Annotated in this window: 11 protein-coding genes and 1 pseudogene; 10 read left to right on the forward strand and 2 right to left on the reverse strand. The window is 40.1% G+C overall.

All coding sequences use genetic code 11. The features are described 5' to 3' along the window. From A5867_RS17805 to garR, 7 genes and pseudogenes are all read left to right on the forward strand, one after another. Positions 1-342, forward strand: a pseudogene (locus tag A5867_RS17805) (hypothetical protein); the annotation flags it as partial. Between the two features lie 685 nt (positions 343-1,027). Further along, positions 1,028-2,380, forward strand: a complete 1,353-nt coding sequence (locus tag A5867_RS08155) for an enolase C-terminal domain-like protein (protein ID WP_087627337.1) — start codon at positions 1,028-1,030, stop codon at positions 2,378-2,380. Positions 2,381-2,489: 109 nt separating this feature from the next. Then, a complete protein-coding gene (locus A5867_RS08160) occupies positions 2,490-3,800 on the forward strand; it encodes an SLC13 family permease (protein ID WP_087627338.1) in 1,311 nt (436 codons plus the stop codon). A 120-nt stretch (positions 3,801-3,920) separates the two neighbouring features. Further along, positions 3,921-5,249, forward strand: coding sequence for an enolase C-terminal domain-like protein (locus A5867_RS08165; RefSeq protein WP_212648494.1), 1,329 nt, complete (start codon positions 3,921-3,923; stop codon positions 5,247-5,249). 49 nt (positions 5,250-5,298) lie between these two features. Continuing rightward, entirely contained in the window at positions 5,299-6,195 is an 897-nt protein-coding gene (locus A5867_RS08170; protein WP_087627340.1) for a dihydrodipicolinate synthase family protein, read from the forward strand. Positions 6,196-6,227: 32 nt separating this feature from the next. Continuing rightward, positions 6,228-7,373 carry a glycerate kinase gene (locus tag A5867_RS08175; RefSeq protein WP_087627341.1) on the forward strand — a complete coding sequence of 382 codons (1,146 nt, stop codon included), beginning with the start codon at positions 6,228-6,230 and terminating at the stop codon, positions 7,371-7,373. A gap of 12 nt (positions 7,374-7,385) precedes the next feature. Further along, the gene (garR, locus tag A5867_RS08180; RefSeq protein WP_087627342.1) at positions 7,386-8,270 is read left to right on the forward strand and encodes a 2-hydroxy-3-oxopropionate reductase; all 885 of its coding nucleotides are present in this window, start codon (positions 7,386-7,388) and stop codon (positions 8,268-8,270) included. A 319-nt stretch (positions 8,271-8,589) separates the two neighbouring features. On the opposite strand, the gene A5867_RS08185 is transcribed toward garR, so the two are convergent. Beyond that, on the reverse strand, positions 8,590-9,717 hold the full coding sequence (locus A5867_RS08185) for a sugar diacid recognition domain-containing protein (protein ID WP_087627343.1): 1,128 nt from the start codon (positions 9,715-9,717) through the stop codon (positions 8,590-8,592). Between the two features lie 447 nt (positions 9,718-10,164). Further along, on the reverse strand, positions 10,165-11,067 hold the full coding sequence (locus A5867_RS08190) for an AraC family transcriptional regulator (protein ID WP_087627344.1): 903 nt from the start codon (positions 11,065-11,067) through the stop codon (positions 10,165-10,167). 119 nt (positions 11,068-11,186) lie between these two features. On the opposite strand from A5867_RS08190, the gene A5867_RS08195 reads away from it, so the two are divergent. The 3 genes from A5867_RS08195 (at position 11,187) to A5867_RS08205 (ending at position 15,372) form a co-directional block, all read left to right on the forward strand. Beyond that, complete coding sequence (locus tag A5867_RS08195; RefSeq protein ID WP_087627345.1) at positions 11,187-13,199, forward strand: beta-galactosidase; 2,013 nt, start codon at positions 11,187-11,189, stop codon at positions 13,197-13,199. A gap of 29 nt (positions 13,200-13,228) precedes the next feature. After that, entirely contained in the window at positions 13,229-14,401 is a 1,173-nt protein-coding gene (locus tag A5867_RS08200) for an MFS transporter (RefSeq protein ID WP_249270030.1), read from the forward strand. A 62-nt stretch (positions 14,402-14,463) separates the two neighbouring features. Further along, positions 14,464-15,372 carry an ROK family protein gene (locus A5867_RS08205; RefSeq protein ID WP_087627347.1) on the forward strand — a complete coding sequence of 303 codons (909 nt, stop codon included), beginning with the start codon at positions 14,464-14,466 and terminating at the stop codon, positions 15,370-15,372. Positions 15,373-15,493 lie beyond the last annotated feature (121 nt).

Consider the following 15,493-nt stretch of genomic DNA (forward strand, 5'->3'; position numbering starts at 1 on the left):
ACGGAACCAAGTAGTGAAAGCAGCACAAGTAGCAGCACGGAACCAAGTACTGAAAGTAGCACCAGCAGTAGTACGGAACCAAGTAGTGAAAGTAGCACCAGCAGTAGCACAGAACCAAGTAGTACAAGCAATACACTGGAAGGTTTGCTAAATAATAGTGGGTCAAGTCACTCTTCCAGCTCGGCAAGAAGTGATGATGCCAACCATAATAAGCAGAAACTTCTCCCGCAGACGGATGAAGTCTTGAATGATCGGTTGATTTTCTTAGGAATAGTCATACTGTCTATCGTTAACTATGTGACGCTAAAAAAATCAATGGGGAAAAGTCCCTTCAACAGATAACAAAAGTCTATAACGGGCAAAACCAAACATAATTATCCAATGGGGACTTGGATTAGCAGAAAACAGAATAAAAAGTAGCGACAAAACCGTTCATGTGTTTTGATCGACTGATTCAGTAAAATTTAGTTCTTTATACTGAAAGAGGTCATCAAGGGCATTATCGGTTTTTTTGCTATTTTCTCGATGGCTTGACCTACAGTTTTTTCGCTTGTAGCCCGTCGATTATAGAAAAAATTTGGCTGTTTTGGAATTCTTAAAATGGTTTCTGTAACATTTATCAAGCAAAAACGATGCGGATAACTATCTCACATACCCTTTTTATTCGCGAAGAATATTTGTATTCTTAGAGCAAGTTAATGATCATAAACCGCTTCCATACGCTGACGCTTTTTCGACATATGACTGGAAATGTGCGAGAACTATCAGAAGTTCCCTTAGTCTAGTTAGTGTTTCGGACCCTTCTTTCTAGAAACTGATTTTTGTTTCGATTGCTCGAAAAATGAGCAGAATTCTTCAAAAACATTTACTGACCAAAGTATTGTGATTTTGTTAACAAGAATGAGCGAAGAAGGGTTTAGTGGTATGCACAGGAAGCAATTTATAAAAACCTAAAGCGTTTGGATTACGAATCATGTTTTTTCTTCAAACTGAACAAACCAAAAATAATAGAGAAGGTGGAATGAATATGAGTAAAAATGGTTCTCCAAAAGTGACAAAGATGCAGGTGTTTCCGATTGCTGGGTATGACAGTCCGACCCTTACCTTAAGCGGGTGTCATGCACCTTATTTTACGAGGAATATTGTTGTATTAGAAGACGAAACTGGGAATAGAGGCATTGGTGAGATCCATGGCGGTGAAGACATCACCAAAATGCTGGAGAGTTACATTCCTTTTGTCGTGGGTCAAGAAATTGCCAATTATCGTAATGTGATTACAACGATTCGCAAAAATGCAGCGGCGATGAAAGGAAACGATGGGGAAGGACTTCAAGGGTTGGATTTAAAAAATCTGAAATTTGTCGTCCAAGCGGAGGCAGCGGTTGAATGTGCGATGCTGGATCTGCTTGGCAAGTTTCTAAATAAACCGATGTGTGCGTTATTAGGTGATGGTCAGCAGCGTAATGAAGTTGAAGTGTTGGGGTATTTGTTTTATATCGCCGATGCAGGGAAAACCGATCTACCTTATCGCATAGAGGAAGAGCCAAAAGATGAGTGGGAGCGCATTAGAAGACAGGAAACATTAACACCAGAGGGAATGGTGCAGCAAGCAAAAGCACTTGAGGCACGCTATGGGTTCAAAAATTTCAAAGTCAAAGGTGGCGTGCTGAAGGGAACAGAGGAAATGGAAGCAGTAGTTGCTTTACATGAGGCGTTTCCAGAAGCGCGGATCAATATTGATCCTAATGGTGCTTGGTCGTTAGCAGAGGCAATCGAGCTTTGCAAAGACAAACTAGACACGATTTCTTATGTGGAGGATCCATGTGGTCCTGAAGCAGGTTTTTCAAGTCGTGAGATCATGAATGAATTCAAAACAGCCACGAGACATCAAGTGGCAACAAATATGATTGCGACCAACTGGCGACAATTTTATCATGCATTAAATTCAAAAGCAGTAGATATCGTTTTGGCTGATCCGCATTTCTGGACATTAAACGGAAGTGTTCGCATGGCCCAAATTTTGAATGACTGGGGATTGACTTGGGGTTCTCACTCCAATAATCATTTTGATATTACGTTGGCAACGTTCGCACAGTGTGCCGCAGCTGCACCAGGAAATATTACACCAATCGATACACACTGGATTTGGCAGGATGGACAAGAACTTTGCGATGACACTGTCTTGATTCAAGATGGCGTGATCAAAATCACCGATAAACCTGGCCTAGGTATTGAAATCAATATGGAGAAATTGCTGGAAGCACATCAATTGTACCAGTCAATGGACCCAAAATACCGTGACCGTGATGATTCAATTGCGATGCAATACTTTATTGAAGATTGGCAGTTTGACTCAAAAAAACCTTGCTTTGTGCGCTAAAGGTATTTATTGAAGGACTACTTGATGTCAGAGATATAGCTGAAATTTTTGATTGAAGTTTCGGCTATATTCCTCTTTGACTGATCTATTATTCGGAGGGATATAAAAAATGAGCTATTTAGCTATTCTTGGCTTTGTCATGATGACATTGATCACGGGTTTATTACTAAGAAATAAAATAAATATACTTGTCTGTTTTGCATTGATACCTGTCGCATTTTCTTTCTTAAGCGGGGCAAGCTGGACAGCGACGGAAGGATATATCGCTGACGGTCTTGATATGACACGAGACATCTTTTTGATGATCATGTTTTCATTACCTTATTTTTCTCTGATATCTGATGCAGCAGTCTTCGATATTATGGTATTCAAGTTTTTGAAAAAAGTAAAAATCAAAGCGCCGATTCTCTGTAGCTTGACTGTGTTTATTTCTGTGATCACCACATTAGATGGAAGTGTCATGTCGACCTATCTAATTGCGATCCCGTTGTTTTTGCCGCTATTTAAGAAGTTGAAAATCGATCCGGTGATACTCGTCTTTCTTTGCTCAGTCGGTATCATGTTAGGATCGATCACACCATGGAACGCACGGATCTTACGGGCTGCAAGTCTGCTTCCGGATGTACCCAATGCACCGATGACCTTATTTACCACCTTGCTACCTGTTTGGATCACTGTCTTTATCGGAACGATGATCCTTGGTTATTTCTTAGGTTTAGGTGTCCATAAAAAGCATCTGGCAAATGGAGAAAAGTTTGATGGGATCGCTGATTCATTAGCGAAAGAGCAAAACTATGGACCGCTTGCTCGTCCCAAGCTATTTTGGTTCAATCTGATCTTGACCATCCTCTTAGTGATCGCTTTGTCGTTTTCAAACCTGCCTTCTTACTATATTTTCGCAGCTGGTTTGATCATCGCTTTGTGCGTGAACTATCCGGACTTCAAAGATCAAAATCAATTGATCAGTAAATATGCTTCAAAAACATATCCGATTGCGCCCATCGTTTTGCTTTCTGGGGTTGTCGTGGGGATCTTGCAAGGAACGGGCATGATGGATGCGATGGTTCAAGTTCTCGTGAATATTATTCCCGCAGCTGTTGGTCCCTATGTTCATATTGCGATCGCTATCTTTAGCACGCCATTGATGCTGTTGTTTACCAACGATACTTGGTTTTTTGCGCTCATTCCGATCATTGCAGCTTTAGCAGGTGAATATGGCGTTGCTCCAGATATTGTTGCCTTGACATTATTCTTTAATATTGGTGCGTTTGCTTCACTGATTGCCCAACCACAAATCATTATGGCTTGTGATTTAGGGGAAACCAATGTACGAAAATTCTTGCGTTATTCCTTCTTTAAATTCTGGGGAATCAGCTTGGCATGGACGCTAGTAGGGATCTTATTGGGGATCTTTATTTAAAAATGTTCTTTAGCACAGAAATTCACTGTTTTTCGACGAAAAGTCTGCACTCGATACTATGTATTCTTTTTTGGGGAAACAGTATATTAAAAACTATCAATTTGACTAGGAGAGATTTTGATGATTCCAAAAATCGTAAAAATGGAAGTTGTCCCTGTAGCAGGACATGACAGTATGCTATTAAATCTAAGTGGAGCCCATGGCCCTTTCTTTACTAGAAATATCGTTATTTTAACTGATGACACGGGTAATACAGGTTTAGGAGAAGTGCCAGGTGGTGAGAAAATTCGTCAGACATTGGAAGACTGTCGTGAATTAGTTGTGGGTCGGACTTTGGGCGAATACAAAAACATCGTGAAAGAGATTCACGAACGTTATGCGCAGTTGGATGCTGGTGGGCGCGGGAACCAAACATTTGATTTGCGAACGACGGTTCATGTTATGACTGCTGTTGAAGCGCCATTGTTGGATTTACTAGGACAGCACATGCAGGTGCCCGTTGCCGCTTTGTTAGGTGAAGGACAAGTGCGCGAATCAGTGAAGTTTTTAGGTTATCTGTTTTATGTAGCAGATCGCGACAAAACAGACTTGCCTTATGCTTCTGACAATACGCTCGATGATTCATGGGGAGCCCTACGTCGTGAAGAAGCGATGACCCCAGAAGCAATCGTCAAGTTAGCGAAAGCTGCCTATGAGCGCTATGGTTTTGAGGACTTTAAATTAAAAGGCGGCGTGTTATCAGGGCAAGAAGAAGTACAAACCGTCAAAGCGTTGAAAAAAGAATTTCCCAATGCTCGGATTACCCTTGATCCGAATGGCGGATGGTTACTAGATGATGCAATTGCGCTTTGCAAAGACCTTCATGGCGTATTAGCGTATGTAGAAGATCCTTGTGGTGCAGAAGGTCGCTTCTCTGGTAGAGAAACGATGGCAGAATTCCGCCGAAAAACAGGATTGCCGACGGCGACGAATATGGTAGCAACGGATTGGCGAGAAATGAAAGCAGCGATTCGCTTAGATAGTGTGACGATTCCGCTGGCAGATCCGCATTTTTGGACGATGCAAGGCAGTGTGCGTGTGGCACAGTTATGTCATGACCTAGATTTGACTTGGGGTGTGCATTCCAATAATCATTTTGATATTTCTTTGGCGATGGTCGCTCATACTGCAGCGGCAGCACCTGGGGAAGTAAATGCCGCAGATACCCACTGGATTTGGCAAGATGGCGAAGGCTTGACCAAAAATCCGCATCAAATCAAAAACGGTGAAATTACCATTCCAAGAAATTCCCATGGCCTTGGGCTGGAACTTGACCGAGAAAAGCTAGATGCAGCGCATCAACTGTATTTAAAAGAAGGCTTAGGGGCGCGCAATGATGCGATTGCCATGCAGTATTTGATTCCTGGCTGGACATTTGACAATAAAAAACCAGCTTTAGTCAGAGAGTAATCGAGCGAATACAAATTAATCGAAGCTTTGAGTGAGAGGATTGACCATAATGGAAAAAGAAAAGATTAAAGGGATCATTGTTCCTTTACTCACGCCAGTGAATGAAGAAGAAATGATTTGCGAAACTAAGTTGCGAAAGATCGTACGGCATGTGATCGATCATGGTGTTCATGGCATTTTGGCTTTTGGCAGTAATAGTGAGTTTTATATGTTCGAACATGATGAAATGCTTGCAGCAACAGAAATCATTTTAGATGAAGCCGCTGGAAAAGTACCTGTTTTCTTTGGGATGGGCCCAATACGTACGAAACATGCGGTGGCACTTGCCAAACGGGCAGCAAAATTGCCGATCGCTGGTATTTCCGTTTTACACCCAATGTTCATCAAACCCACAGAAGAAGCACTGTACAATCATTTTAAAGCAATCGCAGACGCGGTTTCCGATACGATGGTGCTTTTGTATAACAATCCAGCAAGAGCTGGGTATTCGTTGAGTCAACCATTGATCGAAAAGCTGGCGCATACCGTTGAGAATATCGTAGGGATCAAAGATTCGAGCGGAGATTTGACCTTCCTAAGCGAATTGGTTCGACGGAATGCTGATGTTGGCTTTCGAGTGATTGCAGGAAAAGATAGCATTGTTTATCCTTCACTCTGTGTGGGAGCAGTCGGCGGTGTGTGTTCAACGGCAAATATTTATCCTGAATTGGTTTGCGGTATTTATGACCAGTACGTATCTGGTGATTTCCAAGGCGCGCTAAAGAACCAATTTACCCTGAACCCGATCCGTTTATCGCAAGATGCAGCAAGTTTCCCTTCAGCTACCAAAGATATGGCAAACTTGATGGGCTTGAATGTGGGACCTTCGATCTTGCCGACGGAAGCAAGTAAGGGCGTTGTGTTAGACAAGATGATTGATGAAATGAAGAAGGCGGGTTTCTTATAATCAAGCCTAACTATAGAAAAGGGGGTGGATTCATGGAAGAACAGCGAATTGTGATTGCAGCAGATTCTTTCAAAGGAAGTGCCTCCAGTAAAGATATCTCAATGTGGTTAGAAAAAGGGATTCGTCGGGTTTTGCCTCATAGTCCTATCGATAAATTTTCAGTCGCCGATGGTGGAGAAGGCACAGTCGAAGCTTTAGTTGATGCCTTGGCAGGAAAACGAAAAAGGATAACTGTTCAAAATCCATTGGGAAATCCTGTGAAGGCGCAATATGGTGTTTTACCTAATCAAATCGTCGTATTAGAAATGGCAGAAGCAAGTGGGATTACTTTGATCGAGCAAAATGCTGAGAATGCCTTAAATGCTTCGACTTACGGGGTAGGGGAGTTGCTTTTGGCTGCCCTCGATGAAGGCGCAAAAGAGATCTACCTTGGCATAGGCGGCAGTGCAACAAGTGATGGCGGGACTGGAATGGCAAAAGCATTAGGGGTCTCCTTTTACGACGATCAAGGAAAGGACATCCCGAGAGGATTAGCTGGATTAGCAAAGCTTGCTTCGATAGATATTTCTAAGATCGATCCACGATTAAAAGATGTAAAAATCAATATTTTATCGGATGTAACGAATCCGTTAGTCGGTGAAAAAGGTGCCATTGCTATCTATGGTCCTCAAAAAGGCATTCCGATTGACCAAACGAAAACCTATGATCAGTGGATGAAACATTATGCCTCTGTGATCAAAAAAGAGATGCAGATTGATATTGCTGACGCACCAGGTGCAGGCGCAGCAGGCGGTCTAGGGGCTGCATTGCAAGTGTTTTGCCAAGCCAAAACGTGCAACGGTATTGAAACGATCTTAGATTTAGTAGAAATTGAAAAGAAAATTGCCCAAGCTGCTCTCGTCATAACTGGCGAAGGCAAGCTTGACCAGCAATCGCTGAACGGCAAAGTTCCTGTGGGAATTGCCGAGCTAGCCAAAAAGCACGATAAACCGGTGATTGCTGTGGTCGGTAGTCGGGAGAAAGAGGTTTCGGCAGCTTATGCCGCTGGAATTGACCTTATTTTGCCAATTATCCATCGACCAATGAGTTTGCAAGAAGCAATGACACAAGTAGAGGAAAATGTGGTGATCGCTGGAGAAACCGCGATCCGAGCATATTTATTAAATCAACGAAAGTAGGAGAGGGTATTGATGAAAGTAGGATTTGTCGGTTTAGGAATCATGGGAAAACCAATGGTGAAAAATATAGTAAAGAATGGCTATGAGGTTATTGTGTATGATTTTAACCAATCCGCAATCGATGAAGTTGTTTCAGCTGGTGCACATGCAGCAGAGTCAGGCGCCAAGGTGGCAGAAGCAGCAGAAGTGATCATTACGATGCTGCCGAATTCTCCAAACGTAGAAGCGGCGCTATTCAATCCTGGAGGGATCGCTGAAGGCTTGTCAGCTGGTAAAACAGTCATTGATATGAGTTCAATCGCACCAAAAGCCAGCCAAGACTTTGCGGCTCGTTTGAAAGAACAAGGAGTCCATTTTATTGATGCGCCTGTCTCTGGTGGAGAACCAAAAGCCATTGATGGAACGATCGCGGTAATGGTTGGCGGAGAAAAAGCAGTTTTTGAGAAATATGAAGCTTTATTGAAGACGATGGCTTCTTCTGTGACACGAGTCGGTGAAGTAGGGGCTGGAAATATTACGAAACTAGCCAATCAAATGATTGTAGCGATCAACATCGCAGCTATTTCTGAAGCTTATTGTCTAGCTAAAAAAGCAGGTGTTTCTCCTGAAGCAGTTTATCAAGCCATTCGCACAGGTTTGGCAGGAAGCACAGTCATGGATCAAAAATCAGAAAAGATTTTTTCTGGCAACTTCGATCCTGGTTTCCGTATCGAATTGCATATCAAGGACTTGCAAAATGCATTAGACACCTCACATGATAGTAATGTTTCTACACCATTTACAGCATCTGCAATGGAGATTATGCAATCACTGAAAGCCTACGGATTAGAAAAAAGGGATCATTCTGCAATCGCAAACTATTATGAAACGATCAATGATTTAAAACTGCAAGGTTAACAGTAACGAATCGAGGTCATTTGTTTTCCTTTTCATTGAAAAGAGAGCACGAGCTGTTCACAACTAAAGGACATAATAAAAGAGCGTTTCTTCTCACAGGAACGCTCTTTTTGTTGCGTGTATTGAAACTCAAAAATACAGTGTAAAAACAATTTTTCGTCCACTGGAAGAAAGAAAACAGGGAAACGTTGCTGGTGCTATGAGTTAGGCTGTTGATGGATAATCAGGCTGATTGGAAACAGATGACTTGAACAACAAATGATACCATCAATTTTAAATGCGAAGTTTGTTACGCTGAAGCATTTGCTTGTTCAACAAATCATCTCTCTAGATTAGACAAGCGATAACTCATAAAAGCAGCCGACAACACAGTAAAATCACTCAAATTACGTGGATTGTAGCCCGTCTTTTCCGTGATGCGATTCAGTTTGTTTTGAAAAGTATTCTTGTGTAAAAAAAGTGCCTCGGCACACTTCATAATACTACCATTGTAGCGTTTATACGTTTCAAAGATCAATTGGAACTGCTCAATCTCCTCAACAGTCAGACTGCCAAGCACTTTCTTTTGCAATTGTTTATTATCTTCTGCAGAAATCCCGACAAAGAGCAACCCATAATCCATTTCTTGATAAGAAGAGATGGTCGCACTTTTTTGATTGATCAACCAATTGACGGTTTTTTGCGCCTTTTCATAACTAGACCAATACTCATCGATGGTTTCTGCTAAACCGCCGATCCCAAAGGACATTTGACGATCAAAACGCTTAGAAATATCCTTTTGCATTTGCATCAGTAGGGGGATCAGCGAAGCTTCTTCCTGCTTTTCGAAAAACAGGCAAATTTCTTGATTGATCAGCGAGAAGAAACTACCTGGAAAAATGTGCAAATGCGATTGGATGGTATGGAGCAGTTTTTCATAATTCAGATTATTTTTTTCTCTAGTAAAAAGGAATTTCCCTATCACGAGGATGCGAGGTCGTTCCAAATCAATGTCCAAGAGCGAGGCTAAATAAGCCGCCAAGCTATCATCTCTTTGAGGAGCGATCAGCATCGTAGCTAGACTGTGGTAGTTTTGCCGTTGATGGAAATTTGTCAATTGAATCCAGTTTTCTCGGATCAAAATCTCCGTCATTTTTTTGATAATATTCCCCAAAGGCTCTACCTTTGTACGCTCGCCAGTAATTCCAATAATTGCTACAACGGATTGATTAAAAAGGACCGGGATATTGATTCCTTTTTTTGCTCCTTTAAACTGATTGTCATGTTCAATCGTTAATGTCTGTTGATTTTTGGCTGCTAAACGGGCGCCTTCATGACTGGTACCAATCCGCACGGTATCTGTACTAGCTATGATCGTACCCGAGGTATCAAAAAGATTGATTTCATGGTTGATGATATCTTTTAAGCTTTTAACAATCAATTTTGCTACTTTTGGCTCTAATTCCATCGATCACGTACTCCTAAAAGTTGATTTGCTTATACTTGAATTTTATCACAAAAATGGTCATATATTATATATAATATATATTTAAATGATAAATATTAAACTGTTTTATTGGCGGTTTATTTTGCTTAGGGTTCATTTTATTCACAATTTCTATCGTGTTTTTATGTATGGAAACATTTCCTGATGTTTGCTGAATCGCTGAATCCCAATTAGCAAAACTACCGTTGTATTTTCTCTATCGTGCATAAAGAGATTATTCATTGGCACGTGTATACTAACGTTTTATTCACAAAGGAGCGAGAACTTTTCAAATACCTTTTTGGGAACTGGATACACAAAGCTAACTTTATATATAAATGGTTCGTTTTTATTTGTTATCGTTAGATGCAATGAAAATTGAACAATCAAAAAGTCGCTGAAAACAATATAGTTTCAACGACTTTTTGATTATTCGTTTTCTTTCAGCGATTTGTAGTATTTGTTTCGGTATTGTTGCGGAGACATGTTGACCCACCGCTTAAATTGTTTGCTGAAACTTGCTAGGGAGTTAAAACGCAGTTGTTCACTGATTTCCTCAATCGAAAGGGAGTGGATCTTAAGCAAATTTTTTGCTTCTTTTAAAATCAAGGATGATTCATATTTTTTTGGAGAAAGACCATACACTCTTTTAAAGAGAGTACTGCCATAAGATGCTTGGATACCAATCTCTTCAATCAGCTCCTTGATTGATATATCAGACAAACAGCGCTGCTTTTGAGGATCTTTCCAAATTTTCTGTAATTCCAACTGAATTTTTTTTGAAATAGTTTTTGCATAGTGAATCGTTAAGTTGCTGTTTTCTTGGAAGAGCTGCTGTTGCTTTTTTTTCTCAATCTCATGATTCAATATAAGCAGAAATTGGGATAATAAAATTTGAATGTGCATTTTCTTTTCGAATTCTTTGATAGCGGGGTTATTGATCAATTGAATCCAACGTTGGATCACTTCTTTGATTGCTATAAAAAAACTACTTTGTGGTGTAATCTTAATGTCGCTGTAATTGATCATGTCAGAGACGAAATCTGGGTCGTCAATATCAAAATGCGTGCAAAAATAATGAAGCCTAGGACCGGCCTGGATTTTGTGAAGGCTGTTTGGGGGAATAATGACCATGTCACTTGCTTCTAAGTGGTAACAAGTCTTATCTATAATAACATCTTCACTTCCTTGAATGACATAGATCAATTCAAAAGCCAAGTGCTTGTCCTCAGCTACAGACCATCCCTCATCGACTTCTTGTGTATGCCCCCCGAAGAACGATAATTTCCAATCAATTGCTGGTAATCGCTTAGCATCTTTTAATATACTCATAGATCCACCACCTGAAAAATGTACAAATTCTCTAAATATTTGTCCATATACAGATTAGCAAATGTTTTATAGAATGTAAACACAAATATAAAAGCGGTTTCAAAGAGAGGGGAAGTTTTATGAGTAAGATTCACTACGGCGTTGCTTATTATGATGAGTATATGCCCTACGATCGGTTGCAAAAAGATATTGAAATGATGAAAGACGCGAATATCAATGTTGTGCGCATCGCGGAAAGTACTTGGAGTACCCATGAACCACAAGAAGGAGTTTTCGATTTTCAGTCGGTCCATCGTGTTTTAGATGCAATGCATGCAGCCGGAATTGATGTAATCGTAGGAACACCGACGTATGCTGTACCGACTTGGCTAGTAAAAAAATATCCGGAGGTATTGGTTACTACGAAAGAAGGAAAGAAAACGTACGGCGCGCGACAAATTATGGATATAACAAATCCTCAATACCTTTATTACAGTGAACGAATTATACGAAAGCTGATTGAGGAAGTCATTGATCATCCAGCGGTGATTGGTTTTCAGGTAGATAATGAAACGAAACATTATGGAACTGCAGGAGAAAATGTCCAGATTCAATTTCAAAAATATGTAAAAGAAATGTTCAGTCATGATTTGGAGGCAATGAATCAAGCCTTTGGTTTGTCTTATTGGAGCAATCGCATCAATGCTTGGGAAGATTTTCCATCTGTTAATGGTACGATCAATGGGAGCTTAGGCAGTGAGTTTTCAAAATTCCAAAGAAAACTTGTCACTGATTTTTTAGCATGGCAAGTTTCGATCGTCAATGAATATAAGAAAGATCATCAGTTTGTCATGCACAACTTTGATTTTGAATGGCGTGGCTATTCTTTCGGCATTCAACCAGACGTCAATCATTTTGAAGCTGCAAAACCTCTCGATATTACTGGAATTGATGTTTACCATCCTTCACAGGATGAACTCACGGGAAGAGAGATTTCATTTGCGGGAGATGTTGCTAGGACAACAAAAGATCAAAATTATTTTGTTGTTGAAACAGAAGCACAGGCCTTTAAGGAATGGGTTCCTTATGAAAATCAATTGCGATTGCAAGCGTTCAGCCATATTGCTTCAGGTGCATCAATGATCTGTTATTGGCACTGGCATTCGATTCATAATTCTGCTGAAACCTATTGGAAAGGTTTGTTAAGCCATGATCTGCAACCAAATCCAGTTTATAACGAAGCGAAAATTATTGGCTCAGAGTTGAAAAAATACCAAAAAGAACTTTCTGGGTTACAACAGAAAAATCAAGTTGCCTTTGTTGTCAGTAATGAAAGCTTGACAGCCATAAATGACTGGTTCCCGTTTTCTGGTCATGAATTATATAATAACGGTGCGCATGGCTACAATGATATTTTTCGTCAACTATATGACGAACTTTATAATTTGAATGTTGGCGCTGATGTAATAAGTGTTGGTGATGAACGAATCAACCGTTACAAGTTGCTGATCGTTCCAGCTTTATACACTGCTTCTGACACAGAACTGGCACAGCTAAATCAATTTGTGGAAAATGGAGGACATATTCTTTACACCTTTAAGTCTGGCTTTACGGATGAGCATGTGAAAGTTCGGACCACCGCTCAGCCAGGTTATATCTCGGAAGTTTGTGGGGTCCACTATCAGCAATTTGTTAAGCCAAAGAATGTGACTCTGTCATTCGCGGATGACGAAGCAACAACGTATGATATTTCTGAATGGATGGAACTGCTGGTCCCAACTACTGCAGAGACGATCGCTTCATACAATCATCAGCACTGGGGAAAATATGCAGCCATCACAAAAAATCATTATGGAAAAGGCACAGCAACATATATCGGGTGCTTTGCTTCAAATGAAGTAATCCGTAAATTATTCATTGAAACGTTGACCCATGCTCAAATTGAAAGACCCTCAGAAGCTTTCCCTGTAATTATCAAAAATTGTTTAAATGAACAAGGACAAAAAGTATCTTTCTACTTTAATTATTGTAATGATCCTCAAAAAATTTGTCTCACCAAAGAATATTTTGACCTTTTTGAAAATAAGACAACGATTGCCGGAACGAGTGTTGAGCTAAAACCTTGGGACGTCAAAATATTCATTCAAAAGTAATGAAAGCAATCAAAAAAAGGAGTGTTTTTATGGAGAAAACAAGACCGAGAAGTGCCAGCTTTAAGCTAGCACTTCTCTCAATTTCATTGATGCTGCAATCGGGCGGAACAATTGCCATAGCCGTCTCTAAAATGAAAGAAACCTTTGTTGATCATTCGGCGACTGCCGTTGAATCCTTAGTAACTGCACCAAATATTACCATCATGATCTTTGTTTTACTAAGCACATTTCTAGTTAGAAGTTTAGGGACAAAGACGGTTGTATTATTAGGATTGACGATTGCTGGGATCAGTGGAATGGTTCCCATGATTACAGAAAATTATACAATTGTTTATCTGTCGCGTTTAGCGCTTGGTGCGGGGTTAGGAATGTATAATTCATTGGCTGTGAGTCTGATTGATTATTTTTATGAAGGGGAGCTTCGTAATAAAATGCTAGGCTACCAAACTGCTTTTCAGAGTTTAGGTCAGATGATTATGACCTTTTTAGCAAGTCAGTTGGCTGTGATTAGTTGGCAGTATGCATACATCGTTTATGGTTTAGCCTTGGTACCAGTTGTTTTGTTTCTTTTCTTTATTCCAACAATTCACACGAAGACTGAAGGCGATGAGAAAGATAAGGGAACGATCAGAATAAATTCTTTTACCATTCTATCGGCGCTAGGCTTCTTTTTCACCTTTGCATTTATTATGAATTTATACACGAAAGCAACAACGTTTGTTTTAGAAGCGAATTTTTCGAATGCCGAGTTTTTAGGCACTGCTCTATCATTGGCGACGATCGTCGCATTTATTTGTAATTTTTTGTATGGAAACATTGTAAAGTACACGAAACATTACACAATGCCTATTAGTTATCTTATTTTGGGGATCTCATTCTTTTTAATCTCGAACAGTTCGAGCATGTTCTCATTGACCGTAGCAATCTTTTTAGCCAGTGCGGGAGCAGCATTATATACACCCTATTCTTTTGGGATACTAATGCAAAAAGCACCGAGAAATGCGGCAAATTTAGCAGTATCAATTGGCATGGTAGGCGTTAATTTGGGTGTTTTCTTTTCCCCGTATATTATGTCTGCTATCAGCAACTTTTTTACTAACCAGTCAGCAGCATTCAGTATGCTTTCGTCAGGCTATGTCTTTACGGGCTTTGCTTTGATCACATTCTTCTTTAGTAAACAATTGAGAGTGTCAGAAAACTAACAAACTGAACGATTAGTTATGAAATTTAAAAACCAGTTCGATTAAAGAGCAGGAGTGGATAGATGAATTATTTAGGAATTGATGTTGGTGGTTCAGCAATCAAATATGCATTGATCGACTACACAGGAAGCATCGTGGAGAAAAAACAACGTGTAACCCCGAATGATCTGACCGATTTCCTCGAAACGATTTCTTCTATTATTCAAAGCTATCATGACCAAATCAAGGGGGTAGGCATAAGTCTACCAGGTAAAATTGATACCAAAAAAGGAGTTGTGTATTTCGGGGGAGCACTAACGTATCTTCATGAATACCCACTAAAAAAATATATCGAAGAAACACACGGACTTCCTTGTGCATTGTCAAATGATGGAAAAGCCGCCGCGTTAGCAGAATGGTGGATTGGAAATCTAAAAGACTGTTCACACGGGGCAGCGATTGTCTTGGGTACAGGCATTGGTTGTGGTTTGATTCTCGACAACAAGCTTTATCAAGGAAGCAACTTTCAGGCTGGTGAGATAAGCTTTTTAGCAAATATGACTGGAGAACTATCTTTGGAACAACTAATTGGGTTGAAAGGTTCCGCTGTAGGCTTCGTGCAAAGTGGGGCAGCACTTTTAAATATGGACGATCAGTATGACGGGAAAACTGTTTTTGATGAACTAGTCAAAGGTGAGAATGTGGCGTTAAAGAAATTGTTTGTGGACTATTGTCAGCTGATTGCACGGATGATTATTAATTTGCAGGTGACACTTGATCTTGACAAACTAGTGATTGGTGGTGGCATTAGTGCCCAACCGATTTTAATACAAGAAATAAAACACCAGTACCGTTCAGTTCGAAAACAGTTACCACTTTTGGAAATGAATTTTAAAGAAATTAGCATCGAAGCTTGTCTTTACGGGAACGAAGCGAACCTTCTTGGTGCGGTTTATAATTTATTACTATCTATCGAACAAAGGTTTTCTTGAATAGTGGTTTCGATTAAATGGAAGTAGAACAATCGTAAAATGTGTGAATAAGCACGCCCAATTTGATTCCGTGGAAGATTATAAACAAATTCAGATGCTTTATAGCAAAGGGAAGATGCCA

The sequence above is a fragment of the Enterococcus sp. 6D12_DIV0197 genome, from assembly GCF_002174385.1.
Lineage (GTDB): Bacteria > Bacillota > Bacilli > Lactobacillales > Enterococcaceae > Enterococcus_D > Enterococcus_D casseliflavus.

Coding starts and splice junctions, on each gene's coding strand:
- A5867_RS08170 (WP_087627340.1), top strand. CDS start 5,299: ATGGAAAAAGAAAAGATTAAAGGGATCATTGTTCCTTTACTCACGCCA.
- A5867_RS08175 (WP_087627341.1), top strand. CDS start 6,228: ATGGAAGAACAGCGAATTGTGATTGCAGCAGATTCTTTCAAAGGAAGT.
- garR (WP_087627342.1), top strand. CDS start 7,386: ATGAAAGTAGGATTTGTCGGTTTAGGAATCATGGGAAAACCAATGGTG.
- A5867_RS08205 (WP_087627347.1), top strand. CDS start 14,464: ATGAATTATTTAGGAATTGATGTTGGTGGTTCAGCAATCAAATATGCA.
- A5867_RS08200 (WP_249270030.1), top strand. CDS start 13,229: ATGGAGAAAACAAGACCGAGAAGTGCCAGCTTTAAGCTAGCACTTCTC.
- A5867_RS08160 (WP_087627338.1), top strand. CDS start 2,490: ATGAGCTATTTAGCTATTCTTGGCTTTGTCATGATGACATTGATCACG.
- A5867_RS08155 (WP_087627337.1), top strand. CDS start 1,028: ATGAGTAAAAATGGTTCTCCAAAAGTGACAAAGATGCAGGTGTTTCCG.
- A5867_RS08185 (WP_087627343.1), bottom strand. CDS start 9,717: ATGGAATTAGAGCCAAAAGTAGCAAAATTGATTGTTAAAAGCTTAAAA.
- A5867_RS08165 (WP_212648494.1), top strand. CDS start 3,921: ATGATTCCAAAAATCGTAAAAATGGAAGTTGTCCCTGTAGCAGGACAT.
- A5867_RS08190 (WP_087627344.1), bottom strand. CDS start 11,067: ATGAGTATATTAAAAGATGCTAAGCGATTACCAGCAATTGATTGGAAA.
- A5867_RS08195 (WP_087627345.1), top strand. CDS start 11,187: ATGAGTAAGATTCACTACGGCGTTGCTTATTATGATGAGTATATGCCC.